This window comes from Novosphingobium sp. BL-S-20, from assembly GCF_055521635.1.
Map to the genome: position 1 here is coordinate 3,264,118 of NZ_CM145494.1, position 21,520 is coordinate 3,285,637.

Consider the following 21,520-nt stretch of genomic DNA (forward strand, 5'->3'; position numbering starts at 1 on the left):
TTTCAATTGCGCAGCGCAGCGCCAATCCCCATATGGGCGACATGGCTAATGCGCATCATCATCACGAACATTCCGGCGACAACCTCGTGGAAGCCGCCCGCACCGCCCTTGAAAAGGCCGGTGAGCAGTGGACCGAGATGCGCGCAGATGTCTTCGGCGCGCTGGCCGAACGGGACCGCCCGGCCTCGGCCTACGACCTGGCCGAAAGCGTCTCGGCCCTGCGCGGCAAGCGCGTGGCGCCCAACAGCGTCTACCGCATTCTCGACCTCTTCGTGCGCACCAACCTCGCCCGCCGGGTGGAGAGCGCCAATGCCTATCTCGCCAACAGCCATCCCGGCTGCCAGCACGACTGCATCTTCCTGATCTGCGATGTCTGCGGCCAGGCCGTCCACATCGACGACGACAAGCTGACCGGCGCCCTCATCGCCGCCGCCAAGCAGGCAGGGTTCGCCGGTGTCCGCCCGGTAGTGGAACTGCGCGGTACTTGCGCGGCCTGTAGCTGAGCGGCAGAGCCGGACATCAATCCGGCCACCCCATACATCCCGCAAAGAACATCGTCGCCCCCGCGTAGGCGGGGGCCCCGCTTCCTTCTGCAACCTTTCGTCATGCGCAAGAGAAGCGGGATCCCCGCCTTCGCGGGGATGACGGCAAAGGGGCGCGGAGCTGTCGTGACTGGCCTCCCTTTCGGTTCCCGGCTGATTTTCCCATGAAGTTCCAACGCTTATCACGCATCACAGCGATCGAAACGTCGCACCGGAGCCACGGGTCCCACGTTTTTCCTGTCCTTTCCGACCGCACCCGCATATTGCCCACTGCTTAATTCGACACCAGAACACGTAAAGTGTACAAGCAGACCATGACAGCCAACCCGGCCACGCCGCTCCTCGACACCGTCGACACCCCTGACGATCTCCGCAAGCTGAAGCCTGCCGATCTGCGTCAACTGGCCGACGAACTTCGCACCGAGATGATTTCCGCCGTCGGCCAGACCGGCGGCCACCTTGGCTCGGGCCTCGGCGTCGTCGAACTGACCGTCGCGCTTCACTACGTGTTCGACACCCCGGCAGACCGGCTGATCTGGGACGTGGGCCACCAGGCCTATCCCCACAAGATCCTCACCGGCCGCCGCGACCGTATCCGCACCCTGCGCCAGGGCGGCGGGCTTTCCGGCTTCACCAAGCGTTCGGAAAGCGAATACGACCCCTTCGGCACCGCCCATAGCTCCACCTCGATCTCCGCCGCGCTCGGTTTCGCCGTCGCCAACAAGATCAAGGGCCAGCCGGGCCGCGGCATTGCCGTGATCGGCGACGGCGCGATGAGCGCGGGCATGGCCTATGAGGCGATGAACAACGCCGCGGACGCCGGAAACCGCCTGATCGTCGTCCTCAACGACAACGACATGTCGATCGCTCCGCCGGTCGGAGGGCTTTCCGCCTATCTCGCGCGCCTCGTCTCCTCGGGCCGCTTCCTCGGCCTGCGCGATCTCGCCCGCAAATTCGCCCGCCGCCTGCCGCGCCCGCTCCACGCCGCCGCCCGCAAGACCGACGAATTCGCCCGCGGCATGGCCATGGGCGGCACCCTGTTCGAGGAACTTGGCTTCTACTACGTCGGCCCGATCGACGGCCATGACCTCGACGCGCTGGTCCCGGTGCTCGAAAACGTGCGCGACGCCGCCGAAGGCCCGATCCTGGTCCATGTCGTGACCCAGAAGGGCAAGGGCTACGCTCCTGCCGAGGAAGCCGCCGACAAGTACCACGGCGTCCAGAAATTCAACGTCGTCACCGGCGAGCAGGCCAAGGCCCCCGCCGGGCCGCCGAGCTACACCGGCGTCTTCGCCAAGGCGCTGGTCGCCGAAGCGGAAAAGGACGACCGCATCTGCGCCATCACCGCCGCCATGCCCTCGGGCACCGGGCTGGACCGATTCGCGCAGCTTTTCCCCAATCGCAGCTTCGACGTCGGCATTGCCGAGCAGCACGCAGTCACGTTCGCAGCCGGTCTGGCCGCGCAGGGCATGCGTCCGTTCTGCGCGATCTACTCCACTTTCCTCCAGCGCGCCTTCGACCAGGTCGTCCATGACGTGGCGATCCAGAACCTGCCGGTGCGCTTCGCGATCGACCGCGCCGGTCTGGTCGGCGCCGACGGCGCCACCCACGCCGGTTCGTTCGACGTGACCTATCTGGCCACCCTGCCCAACCTGGTGGTCATGGCTGCCGCCGACGAGGCGGAACTGGTCCACATGGTCCACACTGCCGCCCAGTACGACGACGGCCCGATCGCCTTCCGCTATCCGCGCGGCAACGGCGTGGGCGTGGAGCTGCCGGAAGAGCCGCAGCTGCTGGAAATCGGCAAGGGCCGTATCGTTCGTGAAGGCACCAAGGTCGCCCTGCTCTCGCTCGGCACCCGCCTCGGCGAAGCGCTCAGGGCCGCCGACGTGCTGGAGGCCAAGGGTCTCTCCACCACCGTCGCCGACCTGCGTTTCGCCAAGCCGCTCGACACCGACCTCATCCGCAAGCTGATGCTGAGCCACGAAGTCGTCGTCACCGTCGAGGAAGGCGCGATCGGCGGCCTCGGCGCCCATGTCCTGACGATGGCCAGCGACGAAGGCCTGACCGACGCGGGCCTCAAGATTCGCACCATGCGCCTGCCGGACGTGTTCCAGGATCACGACAAGCCCGAGGCGCAGTACGACGAAGCCGGACTCAATGCCCCGCAGATCGTCGATACCGTACTCAAGGCCTTGCGCCACAACAGCGCCGGAGTGAACGAGGCGCGGGCCTGAAGCGCAACGATTTAACGTTGCGCCGCTGACAGAAAACAATCACGCCCTCAACGGCATGCACTACGTCATCCTGAACTTGTTTCAGGATCCATTTCTGGCCATCGGCGGCAGCTTGATCGGCACGATGGATCCTGAAACAAGTTCAGGATGACGTTTGAGTTTGGCGACGCTCCGCAGCGCCAAACCCCTGCCGAACTAGGCTCGCGCGGCCTCGAAGGCGTCCATCGTCAGTTCCAGCGAGCGAACTTGCGCATCGGGATCGAAGATCGCGCCCGAGACGATCAGTTCGTCCGCCTGGGTGCGGGCGATGAAGGCATTGATTTCATCCCGCACCCGCGCTGGCGTGCCGATCGCGCTGACCGAGCGGACCTGCTCCAGCATAGCCCGAGCAGCGCCGGGAAGGCCCGCACGATAGTCGCGAACCGGCGGCGGCAGGCGGCCGGGGCTGCCGGTGCGCAGGGCCACGAAGCTCTGGTCGGTGGAGGAGGCGAGATAGCGGGCTTCCTCGTCGCTATCCGCCGCGACGACGTTGATCGCCGCCATGAAGTGCGGTTTGTCCAGCACTTTGCCCGGCTCGAACCGCTCGCGGTAGATGCGCGCGGCCTCGTCGAGCTGGGCGGGCGCGAAGTGCGAAGCGAAAGCATAAGGCAGCCCGAGCATCGCGGCGAGCTGGGCGCCGAACAGGCTCGATCCGAGAATCCACATCTGCACGTCGGCGCCGTTCGCTTGGGGCGAGGACACGCCGCCCACCGCCTGCCCGGCGAAACGCGCCTGAAGCTCGACGACATCCTGCGGGAAACGCTCCGAAGCGCCGACGATATCCTTGCGCAGGGCATTGGCGAGCCGCCCATCGGCGCCCGCCGCCCGGCCGAGGCCGAGATCGACGCGGCCGGGGAACAGCGCCGCCAGCGTACCGAACTGCTCGGCGATCACGTAAGGGTTGTGGTTGGGCAGCATGATCCCGCCCGAGCCGATGCGGATGGTGGAGGTGGCCGCGCCGATATGCGCGAGCACGACCGAAGTGGCGCCGCCCGCGATCCCGTCCATGCCGTGGTGTTCCGCCACCCAGTAGCGCGCATAACCGGCCTTTTCGGCGACTTGCGCAGTGCGGGCGGAAATGGCGAGCGCTTCGGCGACAGTGCCGCCTTCGCGCACGGAAACGAGATCGAGGACGGAAAATGGGATCATGGTTTCGGCGTTCCTTCCGGCCCGAGCTGGGCGAGATAGTCCTTGGCGGTAACGGCGGCGGGGCTGTCCGGGCTGGTGCTCACCACCGAGTTCCAGCTGCGCCGCGCGGCTTCGTCGCGCCCGCCGAGAATCGCGATGACACCGGCTTCGAGGCCGACTTCGGGGTCTTGCGGGGCCAGCTGGGCGGCCTTTTCGATCTGGGTCTGCGCCTCGATCAGGTTCTTCTGACGGCGCGAGAGCGTCGCCGAGAGCAGCCAGGCCTGGGCATTGCTGGGATCGGCGGTGCGGGCATCGGCCAGCGCTGTCGCCGCCTCGCCGTTCTGGCCGAGCGAGACGAGCGCGCGGGCGCGGTCGAGTGCGATCGAGGCGCCGAGCACGCCGTCGCTGGCGGTCTTGGCTTCGGTGGCGGCAGGGCCGAGCAGCATCAGCGCATCGCCCGCCTTGCCGTCCGCCAGCGCGGCATTGCCGGCCATGGCGCCCAGCCGGGCGCGGCTGAGGTGGTCGCTCGGATCGGCGGTATCGCGGGCCTGGGTGAAGGCCGTGCGCGCCTCGCCCCAGCGGTCGAGGTCGGCCAGCGCCACGCCGAGGCAAAGCCCGGCCCGCACCCGCTCACGCCCCTGCGCGCTCTCAAGCGCCTTGCGGGCGACTTCGGCGGAGCGCTCGGGATCGGATTCGACCGCGAGCAGACAGCCGTTCTCCGGCCGTAGCGGCAAGGGGCCGGCGAACTGCTGCGATTCGGTCCGGCGCTTGCGCGCCTCGTCTTCCTTCTTCTCGACGATCTCACGCGGGAGCGCGGAAGCATATGGGCTGGAAATGCCCCCCGCATCGAGAGTGGACTGCATCAGCATGAGCGGAAGAAGGAAGGGCATGGGCAGGTGATCCTTGGAAAATCAGGCCACCGGCTCGCGGGCGAGGACCAGTTCCGCAACACTGCGCAGCAGCAAGTGAATGTCGGAATCGCGCGAGAGGCGGTGGTCACCGTCCTTGATGAGCGTGACCTGCACGTCGGCTGAACGCAGGTGTTCGGCCAGTTTCACCGAGATATCCCAGGGCACGTCGTCGTCGCGCTGGCCGTGGAGCAGGCGCACCGGGCCGTCGAAGGCGATTTCCTTTTCCAGCATGCGGTTGGCCTGGCCATCCGCCCAGAATCCTGGATGCGTCGGCGTGGGTTCGGGGCCGTAGGGGTTGTCTTCCCAGATCGTCTCGCCGTCCGCGAGCACGTTCTTGTCCATCTGGGCGATGCCCCATTCGGTGAAGTCCGGCGCGGCGGCCACGCCGATCAGGCCGCGCACTTTGGTGCCCAGCGCCTCGGCCACCAGCAGCATGAGCCAGCCGCCCATCGACGAGCCGACCAGCACGACCTGCTCCAGCCCGGCTGCCGCGATCACCGCCAGCACTTCGTCGCGCCAGCGGCTGAGCGTGCCGTCCGCGAAGTCGCCGGAGCTTTCGCCGCAGCCGGAATAGTCGAGCAGGAGGCAGGGGCGACCGGCGGCCTGGGCCATGTCGAACAGCGCCGTGGCCTTGCTGCCCGCCATGTCGGACATGTAGCCGGGCAGGAACACGATCGTCGCGCCGGTGCCGGGGGTGAAACGATGGGCGATGCGGCGCCCGTCGGGCAGCTCCAGATAACGCGTGTCGGTCATGGCCGCCCATCTGGGGTTGGGACGCGACAAGCACAAGTGCCAAGGCGGCGCGGATGACAGTTGCGGGAAGGTGGATTCGCGGCCTAAGAGTCTGATTTGAAATTCGCGGAAGCGCGAATTTCAGTTCGGTACCGGCCCACGCCCCCACCCGACCTCCCACTAGTGTATCCTCGATGGGAGGTCGGGTGGGGGCGTGGGCCGGTGCCGAACGATCCGAAACGATAGTTTCGGATCAAACAAGGGCTTTGAAGTCCTATCAGGAAGCCGCTTCAGAATGTCCGCGCAGATCCTCGACTTTCCAACCCGCCCGAGTCGCCTCGCGCTGCGCCTGGAGTGGTTCGCCACCGACCGCTCGGTGCTGGTGGCGATCTGGGCGCTCTATTTCGCGCTGCGGGTGGCGGTGCTACTGATCGACGTCCATCCCACTTCCGACGCCGAATCCTACTTCGCGCGTGCGGCAGGCCTCGCAAACGGGCTAGGTTATCGGGACAAGGGCCTCGCGACCGCGTTCTGGCCGCCCGGCCTGCCGCTGGCGCTTTCGGTAATGTTCCACCAGTTCGGCGTGTCGCAAGTCTCGCTCGGCCTGTTCAACCTCCTGGCCTCGATGGTGACCGGGCTGCTGACTCTGGCGCTGGGCCGCAACATCTTCGGCAACGAAGCCGCCGCGCGCGGTGGGCTGCTGCTTCTGGCGGTCTATCCCAATGCCATCGGCTACGTCCCGTTGGCGCTCACCGAAGTCTTCTACACCACCCTGCTGCTGGCGGGCTGCTGGGCGCTGATGACCCGGACCAATCGCTGGCAACTGGTCGGCGCCGGGCTGATCTTCGGCTTCGCGACGCTGGTGAAAGCGCAGACCCTGGTGGTCGTGCCGCTGATCTTCGCGATCGACTGGCTGCGCGCCCGCCCGGTCTGGCAGCGGCTGCCGGGCTTGCTCGCGGAGGGCCTCATCGTGGTCGGCGTCGCGACGCTGGTGGTCATGCCGTGGACGCTGCGCAACCATGCCCAGCTCGGCCACTGGGTCGTGGTCTCGACCAACGGCGGCTATACCCTGCTCACCGGCAACCACGACACCGCCACCGGCGATTTCACCCCGAACGCTCCGGTGGTGAAAGAGTTCATGGCCCGCACCGACCTCGACGAAGTCTCCAGCGACATCGAGGCGGCGCGCATGGGCATCACCTGGATTCGCGACAATCCGGACAAGTTCCTTGCCCTCGCGCCGAAGAAGCTGATGCGGCTCTGGCTCCCTGATGGCGAGGCGGAATGGGCCTATCAGGGCGGCGCGCCGGGCTATCCGCGCTTCGAGGCGCTATACCGCGCGGTGCGCTATGCGAACCAGGGATACTATGCGCTGCTGATGCTGGGCTTCGCGGCGGCCTTCGCGGTCATGACACTGCGGCGACGGCACGAGCGGCTGCGCTGGACCGGCTGGTGGCTGCTGCCTTACGCCGCGGCGCTCTATCCGACGCTGATCTGCCTGCTGTTCTCCGGCCAGTCGCGCTTCCACTACCCGGTCATGCCGTTCGTCTGCATGACCGTGGGCTGGCTACTGGCGGTAATGGTAGAGCGGCTCGCGTGGCGAAAGCGCAAGCCGACACTTCATTAACACGCCGCGGAAAAAGTCAGTTTCGGACCGTTTGAGCGCCTGATTTTGATTAGGTTTAGCGCCAACGGGGTGGTGTCATCGGTATCTGTTGACTGCCGCGCTTGCCAGGACCCTTCTTTCTGCGGATTTCGGGCACAGTTATGCTGCCACCAGCAGCTTTGGTAGCCTGATGAGATTGTAAGCCGCAGCGGTCAATGTGAAGTTCCACCCCACGCGGGCTTGCCCTCGATGTCGGGTCTTGCGCAGGTTTCCGCTGGTCTTGGCCCAGCCAAAGACCTCTTCGATCCGTTTCCTGATCCGCTGAGAAACGGCGTAACCAGGGTGGCGGGTGGTGCGCCCATCAATGGCGGAGCGCCTGCCATTGACGTTCTGTGCCACGTGCGGGGTAACTCCGATCTCGCGCAACGCGGCGACGAAGTGGACGGTATCGTAGGCTTTGTCTGCCGCCAGCGTGATGCGATGACGCCCCTTCATACGGCTAAGCATGGTCAGCGCGGCCTCCCGTTCGGCCGTGCCCGTGGCATGGGTGAGCGTTGCATCCACAACCAGACCGTGCCGGTTTTCCATGAGGACATGGGCCATGTGGCACAGCTTCGCGGCCTGACCGCGTGCCTTCTTGAATAGCCGGGCATCAGGATCGGTGGTTGAGGCGTGGGTGAGGTTGCTCCACTTCTCGCCATGGAAATCGCGCTCAGCATTGCGCCCCTTGGCCTTGGCGTGACCGTTTTGTCCGGTACCCGAAGCGCTGTCGTCGTCGTCACCGTCCGAGGCGGTGTCATCCTTGGGCCTGAAGCTCTTTATGCTCGCCCAGGCTTCGATCAGCGTACCGTCCACCGAGAAGTGGTCGTCTGACAGCAGCGCCTGCACGCGCGATTGCCCTACGATCGCGGACAGAAACTTGGCGGCGATATCGCCGCCAAGCAGCCTCTCGCGGTTCTTGGTGAAGACCGTCACATCCCAGATCGGCGCATCCATCGCCAGCCCTACGAACCAGCGGAAAAGCAGATTGTAATCCATCTGCTCCATCAGCTGGCGTTCCGAGCGGATCGTATAGAAGGCCTGCAGCAGCAGCGCACGCAGCAGCTTCTCGGGCGGGATCGACGGCCGGCCAATACGCGAGTACATCGCGTCGAAATCCCCCGACATCACCTCAAACGCCTCGTCGACAATTGCACGGATTGCCCGCAGCGGATGATCCGCCGGTACCCGAGCTTCGCAGCTCACGTAAGAAAACAGCCCTTCGCTCCGGTGATCGCCGCCGCGCATCTTCAATCCTTCAACCTCGGTCGAGGCGACTTGAATCACCTCAACGGCCTCAAGGGAAGTTCCTTTTTCCGCGACCTGTTAAAGCAGGGCAGGACCGATCACCCGCACGATCACCGGCCCCGTGGCCGCCTCGGCGCTCTCGATCTTGTGCTGGTCCGAACTGCTCTCACCGAACAGGGCGAGACCGACAGCAAGCGCAAGCGCCAAGGCCGTCCATGCCCCGATCCTGCCAAACCGCCCCGACATCGCTCACCCCTTCAGGAAAATATCCTCGATCCTCATAGCAAAGACCTCGGCAATGCGAAATGCCAAGGGCAGCGAGGGGTCGTACTTGCCGGTTTCGATGGCATTGACGCTCTGACGGCTCACTTCCAGACGTTCGGCAAGGTCCTGCTGGCTCCAGCCGCGTTCGGCGCGCAGTTCTTTCAGGCGGTTTCTCACGCGCAGCGCGCCGATCCGAAGCGGAGCCGGTTGAACACCGCACCCACCGCCAGCCCCAGGCACCAGAGCGGAAACACGAAGAACACCGGCAGCTTCGGCACGGCAGGCGTATAGAGTTCCAGAATGCCCCAGATACTGGTGAGGGCAAGCGTCGTACCCGTGGCGATCAGGAACTTGCGCACTTCCAACATGCGCAGATATTCATCATCCAGTTCCACCAATAGGCGCGCCATGGCCCAGAGCCAGCCGACGACGGCAAGACCCGGCAGAACCGCGATCGCGATGATCCCGAGACTGGCCGGAGCATGGTCCGGAATGACAGCCGTCGCCAGCGAGACGGAAGCGCCGTAGGCAATCGTGAGCGGCACGAAGCGCCGGATATAACGGCGGAATGCGGGATTGTACGCGGCCATGTCTGGACTCCTTCGTCGAACGGCAGTCGGCCGTCGACCACGGCCTGTGTAAAGTACACTTGTCATCCACACAACTCGAAGTCAAGCACGCTTTACATCGCAATCTTGGGATGACTTTTCCGCCCGCAATCGCTACATCGGCCAGCGATGACGCAGCTGCTCACCACTACGACTACTACCACCCGGCGCTTCCGGGGACGGTTGGTCGCGGCCTGAGCAGGCAGCCACCGTCGCCCGGAGTTCGGGCGAGCGGCGTCTCTCTCCCGAAATAGCGCCATTCAGCAGACGCCGCACCTTCACCCGGAGGCGCGCCTGTGCCATGGCGCCCCGATACTTTTCCGCCCACATGCTCTGGTATGGCATGGGGCAAACGAGAAATGAGTTCGTCCATGTCCGAAATGTTCAAGATCAGCCTGCCCGACGGTTCGGTTCGCGAAATGCCCGAAGGCTCCACCCCGGCCGACGTCGCCGCCGCCATCGGCCCCGGCCTCGCCAAGGCCGCGCTCGCCGCGAAGATCGACGGCGAACTGGTGGACCTCGACCGCCCCTTCACCGCCGACGCCCAGCTTGCCCTCGTCACCAGCCGCGACGAGGACGAGGCGCTGGACCTCGCCCGTCACGACTTCGCCCACGTCCTGGCCGAAGCGGTGCAGGCGCTGTTCCCCGGCACGCAGATCACTTTCGGCCCTTCGACGGACGACGGATTCTACTACGACTTCGCCCCCAACCCGGAGCGCGGGCCGTTCACCGACGACGACCTTCCAGCCATCGAAGCGGAGATGCGCAAGATCATCGCCGCCAACAAGCCGCTGCGCCGCGAGGTCTGGGACCGCGAGCAGCTGATCAGCCGCTGGAAGCAGCAGGGCGAGACCTTCAAGGCCGAATGGGCCGCCGAACTCCCCGGCGACGAGCCGCTGACCGTCTACTGGTCGGGCGAGGACTGGCTGGACATGTGCCGCGGCCCGCACTTGCCCTCGACCGGCAAGCTGGACCCGGCGGCCTTCAAGCTGACGCGCGTTTCGGGCGCCTACTGGCGCGGCGACCAGAAGAACGCGATGCTCTCGCGCATCTACGGCACCGGCTGGCTCAACAAGAAGCAGCTTGCCGCGCACCTCACGCGCCTTGAAGAGGCCGCCAAGCGCGACCACCGCAAGCTCGGCAACGAGATGGACCTGTTCCATCTTCAGGCCGAAGCCCACGGTTCGGTGTTCTGGCACCCCAAGGGCTATGTGATCTATCGCGCGCTTGAGGACTACATGCGCCGCGCGATCGGCCAGGCCGACTGCAAGGAAGTGAAAACGCCGCAAGTCATGGACGCACGGCAGTGGGAAGCCTCGGGCCACTGGGGCAAGTACCGCGAGAACATGTTCGTCATCCCCGACGAAGTACCCAACACCGAGGACGACGGCCCGATCATCTCGGACGACGCCCAGTGGATGGCGCTGAAGCCGATGAACTGCCCGGCCCACGTGTTGATCTTCAAGCAGGGCATCAAGTCCTACCGCGACCTGCCGCTGCGCCTTGTCGAGAACGGCTGCTGCCACCGCAACGAGCCGCACGGCGCGCTCCACGGACTGATGCGCGTGCGCCAGTTCACGCAGGACGACGGCCATATCTTCTGCCGCGAAGATCAGATCGTGGGCGAAGTGCAGGCCTTCTGCGAGATGGCGGACAAGGTCTACAAGGACTTCGGCTTCACCTATGCGATCAAGCTGGCCCTGCGTCCGGACAACCGCATCGGCACCGACGAGCAGTGGGACAAGGCCGAGGCCGAACTGCGCGACGCCGTGGTGCGCGCGGGCCTCGCCACCGAGGAATACGGCTGGGAAGAGCTTCCCGGTGAAGGCGCGTTCTATGCGCCCAAGCTGGAGTGGCACCTCACCGACGCGATCGGCCGCACCTGGCAGGTCGGCACGATCCAGTCCGACCGCATGCTGCCCGAGCGTCTCGACGCCAGCTACATCGGCGAGGACGGCGCGCGCCACCGCCCGGTCATGCTGCACCGCGCGATCTTCGGGTCCTATGAGCGCTTCATCGGCATCCTGATCGAGCACTTCGCCGGCAAGCTGCCGGTCTGGCTCGCCCCGGTCCAGGCCGTGGTCGCCACGATCGTCTCCGACGCCGACGACTATGCGCAGGAAGTGGCAAAGAAGCTCAAGGCCGCGGGTGTGCGCGTCGAGACCGACGTGCGCAACGAGAAGATCAACTACAAGGTGCGCGAACACTCGCTGAAGAAGGTTCCGCACCTGCTGGTGGTGGGCAAGCGCGAGGCGGAGGAACAGACCGTCGCCCTGCGTACCCTCGGCGCCGAGCATCAGAAGGTCATGTCCCTCGACGAGGCCATCGCCCTGCTCAAGGCCGAAGCCACCGCGCCGGACTTGCGCGCGGACCTGCCGTCATGATCAAGCGCGAACTCATCGACACCGCCTGGATTCCGGACGGCGAGAAGCTCGAACTCTACAAACACGATCAGGACTACATGATCGTGCTTGGTCACAACGAGCTGATGTCCACGCGCAAGTGGGGCAGCGAGGAAGCCTTGGCCACCATGGCGTGGGATCGCATCAAGGGCATTACCAAGCGCCCGCACATGCTGATCGGCGGCTACGGGATGGGCTTCACCTTGCGCGCGGCGCTGCGCACGCTGCCCGAGGATTCGAAGCTCACCGTCGTCGAACTGGTGCCGGAGATCATCGAGTGGGCGCGCGGGCCGATGGCGGAACTGGCTAATGGCTGCCTCGACAATCCCCGGGTCAATCTGGTCATGGGCGATGTCGGCCATGTCATCGATGGATCGCGCGCCGCCTATGACGCCATCCTGCTCGATGTCGACAACGGCCCCGATGGCCTCGTGCGCGAGGACAACAACCAAATCTACTCGAAGACCGGCCTGCGGGCGGCGCGCAATGCGCTGACGCCGGACGGTGTGCTGGCGATCTGGTCGGCCGGCGCCGATCCCGCCTTCACCCGCCGTCTGGAACGCGCCGGGTTCAAGGTGGACGAAGTGAAGGTCTCCTCGCGCAGCAACGGCAAGGGACCCAAGCACGTCATCTGGTTCGCCACGCCGGAGTGATTCCGGCTGGCAGGCTGAACGGCCTTTGCCCCCGACAACGCCAACCCAATAAAACTCGTCGCCCCCGCGAAGGCGGGGGCCCCGCTTCCTTCCTTCACGCCACGCCGCAAGAACAGGCGGGACCCCCGCCTTCGCGGGGATGACGGGGAGTTTGGTGGGACTGGTTAGAACGAATCTCTCGCCCGGACAGTCAGCCCGGCAAGTCACGATCCCCGCGCGCCTCGATCCGCCGCGCCTTTGCCCGCCCGGTCGCCGCCGCCAGAACGCTGGCGCTCAGCAGAATCCCCGAGACCAGCAGCCCCACGGCCACCAGCCCCGGCGGACTGAAATCGGTGCGGGCGTCAAGTTCGACCCATTTGCCCAGACGCACACTGGCGCGGGTGGTCTGGCGATCCTTGGAAAGACGCATGGAAGTTCCTTCGTGCTATTACACGAGGATTAGCCTTCCTGCGACAGCCGATCCAGCCAGGCCTGCGCCTGCTTGGGCTCGCCCACCGCATCCGCCCTGACCGGGCCGCGCGCGGCGAGGAATTCCTGATGGAGCGCGAAGCACTCCATATCGAGCTGCAAGCGAAGATCGTCGATCTCTTCGGCAAGCTCGGTGAGGCCCTCCACCAGCGGTGCCGCCTTGGCGCGGGCCTGCTTGTCCTTGTTGTGGCCGAACAGGCCCCATTGGCCCGCCGCCGTCACCCGCAACGCCTCGATCAGCGCGGTGCGATAGTCGATTTCGAGGTCGGCACGGCGCGTGTTCATGCGCTCAAGACGGTCTGCTTTGGCCATGGACAGCCCCTGAAGCGTCCACAGCCTACAGTCAACTGGGCTGGCAACTCACCACAGAATGCCGTGCTTGTCGGGCGTGATCGGCGCCGGGGCTTCGTCACCGATGGACTGGAGCAGATCGATCTCGATCGTCCGGCACATCGCGTTCAGCGGCAGATCGTGCACGGTATTGGCGAAAGGATCGACGAGATCGTCGCCGATGGCCAGCACCGCCAGGAACATGATCCCCGCGATCGTCGAGCCGAGCGGCGTCGCCACACCCAGCGTCTCGACCAGGCCGATCGGCAGCAGGATGCAGAACATGTGCGTGAAGACGGTCGGGAAGAAGCGATACTGATAGGGCAGCGGCGTGTTCTTCAGCCTCTCCATACCACCCTGGGAATTGGCGATGTCCACCAGAACGGCTTCCATCTGCGTCTGCTGGATGGTGTCGATCCAGCCCTTGCGGCGCGCCTCGTCGATGCGGCGGCCGGTATCGTCGAGAATGCCGTTGGCAATGTTGGCGCGTTCCAGCGAGGCATCGGCATCCCCCCGCGAGAGCATGCGCAGCACCTCGGCGTCAGGCTTGATCCGGCGCAGCTGGCAGCGCAGCGCATTGACGTAGGCGATCTGGCGCAGGACGATGCGGCGCTTGAGTTCGGTCGCTTCCGGATCGGGCATGAAATTGCGCGCCGAACGCGCGATGTTTCGGCTGGCATTGATCATAAGCCCCCAAAGCCCGCGCCCCTCCCACCAGCGCTGATAGGCCGAATTGCTCCGGAACCCCAGGAACAGCGCCAGCGCCGAGCCGAACAGCGTCACCGGCAATTCGGGCGCATGGAACGGCAGCGCGAAGTAGGTCACCGTGACGATGACGTCCCAGACGAACAGCAGAGTCAGCGGTTTCCAGATCTCCCGGAAGATCTGGACAGGTTGCAGCGACGGCGTGACGATCATTGCTTGGCGGAATCCCCTCCATGCGACCCACCCTGGGCCGAGGCATGCGAGAGTGCGACCGAGGTTCCCGAAACCGGCCTCAGGGTGAACCAGTCAGCCCTGTCGATCGCCACGAGAAAGCCCAGCACACCCAGGCCGAAGAGCAATAGCAGAAAATTGCCGACAAGCGATTGGCGAAGGCGAGCCCGTTCGGCGTCCGTCGTTTGGCGCATGGTGAATCTCCTTTACCAGTCACGCGAACAGGTAACGTGGGGAAGGATAGTTTCGATTGCATCGACCGTTTGTGACAATCTTTTGCTGCGTCGCAGCAGGCACGATGTGCGGTGCAGCAGGAACGGCGAAATGTCGCCGCCTTCCCGAACATAATTTGAAATGAAAAGGAAATCGCTCGGATCAAGACCGGCGATAACCGCGCGGGCGTATCAGAACGGCAACGAATCCTTGGCAAGGATCAGGGCCAGTGCGCAGCCGCACACAAATGCCGCCCGCAGGATGTCATCCTGCCGAAAATTCCGGGCGCTGTGCGCGAGTGCGACGATACGAGCCATGTCTGCGTCCATGCACGCAGACCCCTTGCGAATCCGTTAAACCGCGCGATCCGGAACGGCGGGGAGCCGCATTCCGGATCGCTGCGCACGCCGGTCAGCGCGAGGGCATCTGCTGGCTGGAGCAGTGGAACGAGCCGCCGCCCGCCAGCACCGCATCGGCCATCACGCCTACGACATCGCGATCGGGGAACAGCTCGGCAATCGCCGCCACGCCCTCTTCGTCGTGCGCGGTGCCATAGATCGGCACGACCACCAGCTTCGAAGTGATCGCGAAGTTCATGTAGCTGGCCGGCTCGATGCGGCCGTCCGATTCCACCCGGCCCGGCGAGGGCACTTCGCGCACCGTCACACCCGCCGCCTCGGCGCGCGCCTTGGCATCGGCGTAGATCGCGGCATTGGGGTCGTTCGCCCCGGTCGCACGGGGCAGCGCCAGCACGTTCGGCGCCACGAAGCGCGCGAGATTGTCGACATGACCGTCGGTGTGGTCGTTGATGAGGCCGTCCCCCAGCCACAGCACCCGGTCGTAGCCGAGATCGCGCTTCAGGCGCAGTTCCAGATCGCCGCGCGTCAGGTGCGGGTTGCGATTCGGGTTGAGCAGGACCTGCTCGGTCGTCGCCACCAGCCCGGTGCCGTCGCCGTCGATTGCGCCGCCTTCGAGAATCCAGTCCGCCGTCTCGACCTCAAGCCCGGCATCGCGGGCGATTTCGGCACCGATCTCCTGGTCGCCGTCCATCAGGTACTTGCCGCCCCAGCCATTGAAGCCGAAGCGCATCGCCTTGAGTGCACGGTGCGCATCCGATACGACCAGCGGCCCGGTATCGCGCAGCCAGACGTCGCCGTAGCGGCGCACTTCCAGCTTTACCTTCGAGGAAACCAGCAAAGCCGCCCGCGCCCGGTTGGCCTCGTCGCGCACGACCAGGCGCACTTCCTGACCCGATTCGGCGACCGCAGAGGCGAATTCGGCCATCTGCACTTGCGCGGCTTCGAGGAAGCCCGGCCATTCCTCGGAATCGTGCGGGAAGCCGATCCAGATCCAGTCCTGCGGATGCCATTCGGGGGGAAGGGCGAAGGTCACGGGGAAATCTCCTGAAGCCGCGTCGCAAGGCTTGCCAACGCGGGAACCGCCGAGCCGATAGAAGACTCCGGCGCGTCCCGCAATGATGGCGCGTAATGATTGGCAGATGCTTGCCCTCCGCCACCGGGGCAGGCAGGAAGCCGCAATGGATGCCGAACAGAAAGCCGACTGGACCGGCGCGATCGCCCGTGCCCGCGCCCACGCCCCCTATCTCTCCAGCGCGCTCGACCGGCTCCCTGCCCTCACCGAACTGCTCGCCGCCGGACAGGCCGAGGCCGCGCTCGACTGGGCCAGCAAGGCCGGAGAAGGCGCCCCCAGCGTCGGGGCAGCGCTGCGGCGCGAGAAGCAGGCGCTCGCCCTTGCCCTTGCCATCGGCGATCTCGCTGGCGCCTTTCCGCTGCTCACGGTAACGGGCGAACTCTCCGCCCTCGCCGACCGCGCGCTCGACGCCGCCATCGCCGAAGGCATCCGCCGCCGCGTGCCGGATGCGCAGCCGGCAGGCTTCCTCGCCCTCGCGCTGGGCAAGCACGGTGCGGGCGAACTCAACTACAGCTCGGACATCGATCCGATCCTGCTGTTCGATCCCCAGCTTCTCCCCCGCCGCGAGCGCGACGAACCCGGCGAAGCGGCCCAGCGCGTCGCCCGCGCCGTGGTGGAAACCCTCGCGGGCGTCACCGACGAAGGCTACGTCTTCCGCACCGACCTCAGGCTGCGCCCGGCCTCCGAAGTCAGCCCGCTGGCGATCTCGATCAACGGCGCGCTGACGCATTACGAATCCTCCGCGCTCGCCTGGGAACGCGCCGCCTTCATCCGCGCCCGCGCCTGCGCCGGAGACGTGGCGGCGGGCCAGGCCTTCCTCGCCGCGATCCGCTCGTTCGTCTGGCGCAAGAGCCTCGACTTCGGCGCCATTGCCGAGATCGGCCGCCTCACCGCCCAGATCCGCGCCAACACCCGCGGCAGTGCGACGGTCGGCCTCGGCTTCGACCTCAAAAAGGGTCGCGGCGGCATTCGCGAGGTGGAATTCTACGCCCAGACCCACCAGCTCATCCACGGCGGCCGCAACCCGGCGCTGCGCCTGCGCGGCACCCGCGCCACGCTCGATGCGCTGGCCGAAGCCGGGCTGGTCCCGCTCGAGGACGCCCGCCTGCTCGGCGAGAGCTACGACCGCCTGCGCACCGTCGAGCACCGCCTGCAGATGATGCAGGACCAGCAGACCCATTCGCTGCCGATGAAGGAAGAGCTGCTCGACGAAGTGGCCCGGCTCGACGGACTGCCCGACGGTCAGGCGCTGATCGCCGAACTCACCGGGATCACCGAGGCCGTGGGCGAACGCTACGACGCGTTGGTCATGGCCAACCTGCCCACCGGCACGACCGTATCGGTGCCCGCCCCCGCACAGGAAGACTTGCGCGACGAACTCATGCGCATGGGCTTTGCCGATCCCGATGCCACGGTCGCGCGAATCGAAGGATGGCTCTCGGGCCGGATGCGCGCGCTGCGTTCCGACGCTGCCCGGCTCGCCTTCGAGGCGATTCGCCCCGGCCTGCTCGCGGCCCTTGCCGCCGCCCCCGAACCGGAACGGGCGATGGCGCGCTGGGAGCAATTGCTCGACAACCTGCCCACCGCGATCAACCTGTTCCGCCTGCTGGAAGCGCGGCCCGCGCTGATCGAGCGCCTCGCCCGCATCCTCAGCCTCGCCCCGCCGCTCGCCGACGCCCTCGCCCGCCGCGCCGACCTGCTCGACCCGCTGATCGACGCCAGCGCCTTCGACCTGCCCGGCAGCCTGCCCGAACTGATCGCGGAATTCGGCCGCTTCGAACCGGGCGACGACTACGAGCGCAAGCTCAACATCGTGCGCCGCAAAGTCGGCGACCGCCGCTTCGCGCTCGGCGTGCAACTGATCGAAGGGGTGAACGACCCGCTCGACATCGGCCATGCCCTCGGCCGGATCGCCGAAGCGGCGCTCGTGGTGCTGACGGATGCCGCCGTCGAGGAATTCCGCGAGGTTCACGGCGCCGTGCCGGACAGCGAACTCGTGGTGCTGGGCCTAGGCCGCATGGGCGGCGGCGTGCTCACCCATGCCTCCGACCTCGACCTGATCTACCTCTTCACCGGCGACTTCGCCCGCGAATCGGACGGACGACGCCCGCTCGGCGCCACGCTCTACTACAACCGCCTGTCCCAGCGCGTGACCGCCGCGCTCTCGGTCCAGACCGCCGAAGGCGCGCTCTACGAAGTGGACACCCGCCTGCGCCCCTCCGGCGAACAAGGCCCGCCCGCCGCCAGCCTCGAAAGCTTCGCGCGCTACCAGCAGGAACAGGCCTGGACCTGGGAACACATGGCGCTCTGCCGCGCACGGGCGCTCTACGGCTCCGAGGCAGCGCGCGACCGGCTCGGCACTATCGTCCGCGAAGTGCTCACCGCTCCGCGCGAACCGGCCAAATTGCGCGCCGACGTGCTGGAAATGCGCACCCGCATGGCCGGACACAAACCGCCCAAGGGCCCGCTCGACGTCAAGCTGATGCGCGGCGGCCTCGTCGATCTGGAATTCCTCGTCCACTTCACCCAACTGCGCAGCGGCGAGGGCCTCGATGCCGATCTCGGCGAAGCGCTGCGGCTGCTGGTCGCGCAAGGCCTGCTCCCCGCCAGCCTGCAGGAAGCCCATGACGTGCTGACCCGCCTGCTCGTCGCCGCGCGCCTGCTCGCCCCCGATTCGCTGAAGCCGGTCGAGGCCGCCTGCATGGCGCTGGTGCGCACATGCGGCTATGGCACGTGGCAAGACCTCGAAACCGGCCTCGCCCAGGCCCGCGCGCAAGTCGCCGCGGCATGGGCGCAGGCCTTCGAAGAAACCCTGGAGACCACCCGATGACCACCCGTCCTTCTGCCGGCGACACTTTCCCCGACATCGCGCTCGAAACCCCCGAAGGCGGCAGCGTGAAGGCCTCCGACTTCGCCGGGCGCAAGCTGGTCGTGTTCTTCTACCCCAAGGACAACACCCCCGGCTGCACCACCGAGAACATCGATTTCTCGGCACTCAAGGAGCAGTTCGAGGCGGCCGGGACCGCCCTGCTCGGCGTCAGCAAGGATTCGGCGAAGAAGCACCAGAACTTCATCGCCAAGCACGATCTCAAGGCCCCGCTCGCCAGCGATGCCGAAGAAAACGGCCTCTCTGACGCGCTCGGCATCTGGACCGAAAAGCAGAACTACGGCCGCACCTACATGGGCATGGTCCGCACCACTTACCTGATCGGGCCGGACGGCAAGATCGCCCGCGTCTGGGACAAAGTGAAGGTCAAGGACCACGCGGCCCAGGTCCTGGAGGCCGCAAAGGCCCTCTGATGACCCGAACCGTTGCCGCAGCGATCCGCGAGGCGCTGCTCGAATGCGATCCGCGCGCCAAGTCGATGGCGACGCGCAAGGTGGCGCGCGACTGGCGGCTCGGCAGGCTGGCCTTCGCGTTCGACGTAGAAATGCCGGAGGTTCCGGGCCGCCCCGAGGCGCCCGAACTCCTGCCGCCGAAACACATGCCCAAGCGCGGCAAGGGCGGTTCCGAGCGTGGACGAATCGCGCTCTGGCATGCCCTCGCGCATATCGAATTCGTCGCCATCGATCTCGCGCTCGACATGGCGGGCCGATTCGGCGGCGAGATGGGTGAGGGATTCGTCGGCGATTTCCTCTCCGTCGCCGCCGACGAAGCGATGCACTACGCCCTGATCGACCGGCACTTGCGCAGCCTCGGCAGCTACTACGGCGCCCTGCCCGCGCACGACGGACTGTGGGAAGCCGCCCACAAGACGCGCGGCGATGTCGGCGCGCGTCTGGCCGTAGTACCGATGGTGCTCGAAGCACGCGGTCTGGATGTTACCCCTGCCACACGCGACCGCGTGAAAGCGAGCGGCGATCATCGCGGCGCAGCCATCCTCCAGCGAATCCTTGACGACGAAATCCGCCACGTCCGGTTCGGCGCAAATCATTTCGCCGATGTCGCCAAGCGGTTGAACGAGGACCACGACAGCCTCTGGAAAACCTTGGTTTCCCGCCACTTTGGCGGAGCCGTTAAGCCACCGTTCAACGACTCGGCGCGTCTTGCAGCCGGTTTATCGCGCGATCTCTATGCCGACCTTGCCTGAGCCTATTGCTTGGGCATAACTCGCTGACAGAGACGGGCGGGGGGTTCCGACCATCTCCAGAACTAGGGTTTGCGCGGCGCGCCTTCATGCGTGGCCGTAATAAATACAAGCGTCGTAGCCTTACGGCTCGCGGCGGATAACAAGGTATTGCGAGTGGTCGTAACGAAATTCTTCGCCAAGTTCCGCGCAGTGACCGGTGCCGTCGCCGTCGCAGGTTCTCTCGTCGCCGCTCATCCGGCGATGGCCAATAGCAGCGCTGCCGCTGCCGACATTTCCGCCCCGCTGCGCTCGGCCCAGTCCGGCAACCAGTCGGTGGGTGGTGAGGACGAGCAGTTCCGCAACCTCTTCAGCTCCTGGCAGAACTTCGAGGAAACCGGCCTCGCTTCCGCCAAGGCCAAGCCTGCCATCCCCGGCGCTGCCAAGCTCGGCGCGGTCTCGATCCCTTCGCGTACCCCGCTTGAAGGTCTCAAGCTGACCAGCAGCTTCGGCATGCGCAACCACCCGATCCTCGGCGGCCGCCGCGCCCACAAGGGTATCGATCTCGGCGCCCCGATCGGCACTCCGATCTACGCAACCGCAGACGGCGTCGTCGGCAAGGCCGCCTGGTTCGGCGGCTACGGCCTGTTCGTCTCGCTGGAGCACGGCGGCGATCTCGAAACCCGCTACGGCCACATGTCGCGCCTCAACGTTGCCGAAGGCCAGATGGTCCACAAGGGCGACGTGATCGGCTTCGTCGGCACCACCGGCAACTCGACCGGCCCGCACCTCCATTACGAAGTCCGCGTTGACGGCCAGGCTGTCAACCCGATCCCTTACATGCAGGGCGATCGCATGGCGGCAGCCGAAAACGGTTCGACCGGCGGCTGACAGAGTTCCAGATCGCTCAGGGACTGCCGCAAAGACAGCCCGGCCAACAAGGATTTGGAGAGGAAGGAAAAGGCGGCCGAAAGGCCGCCTTTTCTTATGCCTGTCACTCTGTCGGCAACGAGATTTCCGCTTTCACGCAACTCACACGCTCCTCGATGCAAACCAGCGGAAGCGGGACGAGTTCGTATTCCAGTTCGGAATAGACTTCTATCATCGCATCGTAAGTGGCCTGAGCTTCCCCAAACGATTGCTTGCGTTCGGTATCCTGCTCGAAAATTGCAGGCCAGGGAGGCGCGATGAAGACTTTCTTGGCATACCGGCAGCGTTGTGCTGCTTCCATCATCAAAGAGGGCACAGGGATTCTAGACAGGCGGAGATAGCCGATAACGTCAGGAATGCCGCGATCGAACACGACAGGTCCGGGAAGTTCGCTCGCCCTGCGATAGGATAGCGTTTCCGCTGCGAACATCCTTGCGGCGAAAGCTTCCCGGTCGTCCCAAGGCAAAGCTCTCCCACCCTTACGCACTTCATCCCGGATTATCGCCCTGCCGACTTCCGGCATGATATGAAGGGCACCGGCCGCAAGCCCAGCGATCAGGCTGGTTTTCCCAGAACCGGGACCTCCCGTAATGATGTGGAGATGCTTCATAGCCGCCTCTCACATGTGCTCAACGACGGACTCGCGTAAGCATAGCCTGGTTTCAATCGCAACGCGTGCGCCGTGAAGGCGACGTTCAGCGCTGGGTAGCTTTGTGCTGGTGGGGAAGTGTTTTGA

At 65.9% G+C, this 21,520-nt stretch carries 23 protein-coding genes; 9 read left to right on the plus strand and 14 right to left on the minus strand.

The window, feature by feature from the left end:
* The first annotated feature begins 41 nt into the window (after nt 1–41).
* Together ACZ1II_RS23065 and dxs are read left to right on the plus strand one after the other, a co-directional pair.
* On the plus strand, nt 42–503 hold the full coding sequence (locus ACZ1II_RS23065) for a Fur family transcriptional regulator (RefSeq protein ID WP_465145866.1): 462 nt from the start codon (nt 42–44) through the stop codon (nt 501–503).
* 353 nt (nt 504–856) lie between these two features.
* Nucleotides 857–2,779 carry a 1-deoxy-D-xylulose-5-phosphate synthase gene (dxs, locus tag ACZ1II_RS23070; RefSeq protein WP_465145867.1) on the plus strand — a complete coding sequence of 641 codons (1,923 nt, stop codon included), beginning with the start codon at nt 857–859 and terminating at the stop codon, nt 2,777–2,779.
* Nucleotides 2,780–2,974: 195 nt separating this feature from the next.
* Here the strand turns inward: dxs and ACZ1II_RS23075 are convergent, their stop codons facing one another.
* From ACZ1II_RS23075 to ACZ1II_RS23085, 3 genes are read right to left on the minus strand one after another with little or no spacing between them, the layout of a single operon-like run.
* The gene (locus tag ACZ1II_RS23075; protein ID WP_465145868.1) at nt 2,975–3,967 is read right to left on the minus strand and encodes an LLM class flavin-dependent oxidoreductase; all 993 of its coding nucleotides are present in this window, start codon (nt 3,965–3,967) and stop codon (nt 2,975–2,977) included.
* The gene (locus tag ACZ1II_RS23080) at nt 3,964–4,836 is read right to left on the minus strand and encodes a tetratricopeptide repeat protein (protein WP_465145869.1); all 873 of its coding nucleotides are present in this window, start codon (nt 4,834–4,836) and stop codon (nt 3,964–3,966) included. Before ACZ1II_RS23080 ends, ACZ1II_RS23075 begins: the two co-directional genes overlap by 4 nt.
* 21 nt (nt 4,837–4,857) lie before the next feature.
* Entirely contained in the window at nt 4,858–5,610 is a 753-nt protein-coding gene (locus ACZ1II_RS23085) for an alpha/beta fold hydrolase (protein WP_465145870.1), read from the minus strand.
* Between the two features lie 274 nt (nt 5,611–5,884).
* Here ACZ1II_RS23085 and ACZ1II_RS23090 point away from each other — a divergent pair, with 274 nt between their 5' ends.
* Entirely contained in the window at nt 5,885–7,216 is a 1,332-nt protein-coding gene (locus tag ACZ1II_RS23090; protein ID WP_465145871.1) for an ArnT family glycosyltransferase, read from the plus strand.
* Between the two features lie 138 nt (nt 7,217–7,354).
* Here ACZ1II_RS23090 and ACZ1II_RS23095 read toward each other — a convergent pair whose 3' ends face one another.
* The 4 genes from ACZ1II_RS23095 to ACZ1II_RS23110 all read right to left on the minus strand — a co-directional run bounded on the left by ACZ1II_RS23095 (nt 7,355) and on the right by ACZ1II_RS23110 (nt 9,336).
* Nucleotides 7,355–8,482 (minus strand): IS5 family transposase, encoded by a 1,128-nt coding sequence (locus ACZ1II_RS23095; RefSeq protein WP_465144525.1) that lies wholly within the window; start codon nt 8,480–8,482, stop codon nt 7,355–7,357.
* 78 nt (nt 8,483–8,560) lie between these two features.
* Complete coding sequence (locus ACZ1II_RS23100) at nt 8,561–8,728, minus strand: hypothetical protein (RefSeq protein ID WP_465145872.1); 168 nt, start codon at nt 8,726–8,728, stop codon at nt 8,561–8,563.
* A 3-nt stretch (nt 8,729–8,731) separates the two neighbouring features.
* On the minus strand, nt 8,732–8,923 hold the full coding sequence (locus ACZ1II_RS23105) for a helix-turn-helix transcriptional regulator (RefSeq protein WP_334185543.1): 192 nt from the start codon (nt 8,921–8,923) through the stop codon (nt 8,732–8,734).
* Nucleotides 8,920–9,336, minus strand: coding sequence for a hypothetical protein (locus ACZ1II_RS23110; protein WP_465145873.1), 417 nt, complete (start codon nt 9,334–9,336; stop codon nt 8,920–8,922). Before ACZ1II_RS23110 ends, ACZ1II_RS23105 begins: the two co-directional genes overlap by 4 nt.
* A 389-nt stretch (nt 9,337–9,725) precedes the next feature.
* Between ACZ1II_RS23110 and thrS the strand changes: the two genes are divergently transcribed.
* Both thrS and ACZ1II_RS23120 read left to right on the plus strand, forming a co-directional pair.
* Nucleotides 9,726–11,738: a threonine--tRNA ligase gene (gene thrS / locus ACZ1II_RS23115; protein WP_465145874.1), complete on the plus strand. Its 2,013-nt coding sequence runs from the start codon at nt 9,726–9,728 to the stop codon at nt 11,736–11,738.
* A complete protein-coding gene (locus ACZ1II_RS23120; protein WP_465145875.1) occupies nt 11,735–12,409 on the plus strand; it encodes a spermine/spermidine synthase domain-containing protein in 675 nt (224 codons plus the stop codon). The genes thrS and ACZ1II_RS23120 overlap by 4 nt, the downstream gene beginning before the upstream one ends.
* Before the next feature lie 190 nt (nt 12,410–12,599).
* On the opposite strand, the gene ACZ1II_RS23125 is transcribed toward ACZ1II_RS23120, so the two are convergent.
* From ACZ1II_RS23125 to ACZ1II_RS23150, 6 genes are all read right to left on the minus strand, one after another.
* A complete protein-coding gene (locus ACZ1II_RS23125; protein ID WP_465145876.1) occupies nt 12,600–12,818 on the minus strand; it encodes a hypothetical protein in 219 nt (72 codons plus the stop codon).
* 29 nt (nt 12,819–12,847) lie between these two features.
* Nucleotides 12,848–13,189, minus strand: a complete 342-nt coding sequence (locus ACZ1II_RS23130) for a hypothetical protein (protein WP_465145877.1) — start codon at nt 13,187–13,189, stop codon at nt 12,848–12,850.
* 48 nt (nt 13,190–13,237) lie between these two features.
* Nucleotides 13,238–14,125 (minus strand): bestrophin family protein, encoded by an 888-nt coding sequence (locus ACZ1II_RS23135; RefSeq protein WP_465145878.1) that lies wholly within the window; start codon nt 14,123–14,125, stop codon nt 13,238–13,240.
* The gene (locus ACZ1II_RS23140; RefSeq protein WP_465145879.1) at nt 14,122–14,337 is read right to left on the minus strand and encodes a hypothetical protein; all 216 of its coding nucleotides are present in this window, start codon (nt 14,335–14,337) and stop codon (nt 14,122–14,124) included. The genes ACZ1II_RS23135 and ACZ1II_RS23140 overlap by 4 nt, the downstream gene beginning before the upstream one ends.
* A 210-nt stretch (nt 14,338–14,547) precedes the next feature.
* Nucleotides 14,548–14,673 carry a hypothetical protein gene (locus ACZ1II_RS23145; RefSeq protein WP_465145880.1) on the minus strand — a complete coding sequence of 42 codons (126 nt, stop codon included), beginning with the start codon at nt 14,671–14,673 and terminating at the stop codon, nt 14,548–14,550.
* Between the two features lie 94 nt (nt 14,674–14,767).
* Nucleotides 14,768–15,748 carry an agmatine deiminase family protein gene (locus tag ACZ1II_RS23150; protein ID WP_465145881.1) on the minus strand — a complete coding sequence of 327 codons (981 nt, stop codon included), beginning with the start codon at nt 15,746–15,748 and terminating at the stop codon, nt 14,768–14,770.
* Nucleotides 15,749–15,893: 145 nt separating this feature from the next.
* Here ACZ1II_RS23150 and glnE point away from each other — a divergent pair, with 145 nt between their 5' ends.
* The 4 genes from glnE (at nt 15,894) to ACZ1II_RS23170 (ending at nt 20,745) form a co-directional block, all read left to right on the plus strand.
* Complete coding sequence (gene glnE, locus ACZ1II_RS23155) at nt 15,894–18,617, plus strand: bifunctional [glutamate--ammonia ligase]-adenylyl-L-tyrosine phosphorylase/[glutamate--ammonia-ligase] adenylyltransferase (protein WP_465145882.1); 2,724 nt, start codon at nt 15,894–15,896, stop codon at nt 18,615–18,617.
* On the plus strand, nt 18,614–19,087 hold the full coding sequence (locus ACZ1II_RS23160; protein ID WP_465145883.1) for a peroxiredoxin: 474 nt from the start codon (nt 18,614–18,616) through the stop codon (nt 19,085–19,087). Before glnE ends, ACZ1II_RS23160 begins: the two co-directional genes overlap by 4 nt.
* Nucleotides 19,087–19,878: a ferritin-like domain-containing protein gene (locus tag ACZ1II_RS23165; RefSeq protein WP_465145884.1), complete on the plus strand. Its 792-nt coding sequence runs from the start codon at nt 19,087–19,089 to the stop codon at nt 19,876–19,878. The genes ACZ1II_RS23160 and ACZ1II_RS23165 overlap by 1 nt, the downstream gene beginning before the upstream one ends.
* A gap of 153 nt (nt 19,879–20,031) precedes the next feature.
* Nucleotides 20,032–20,745 carry a M23 family metallopeptidase gene (locus ACZ1II_RS23170; RefSeq protein ID WP_465145885.1) on the plus strand — a complete coding sequence of 238 codons (714 nt, stop codon included), beginning with the start codon at nt 20,032–20,034 and terminating at the stop codon, nt 20,743–20,745.
* Nucleotides 20,746–20,848: 103 nt separating this feature from the next.
* On the opposite strand, the gene ACZ1II_RS23175 is transcribed toward ACZ1II_RS23170, so the two are convergent.
* Nucleotides 20,849–21,394 (minus strand): AAA family ATPase, encoded by a 546-nt coding sequence (locus ACZ1II_RS23175; protein WP_465145886.1) that lies wholly within the window; start codon nt 21,392–21,394, stop codon nt 20,849–20,851.
* Nucleotides 21,395–21,520 lie beyond the last annotated feature (126 nt).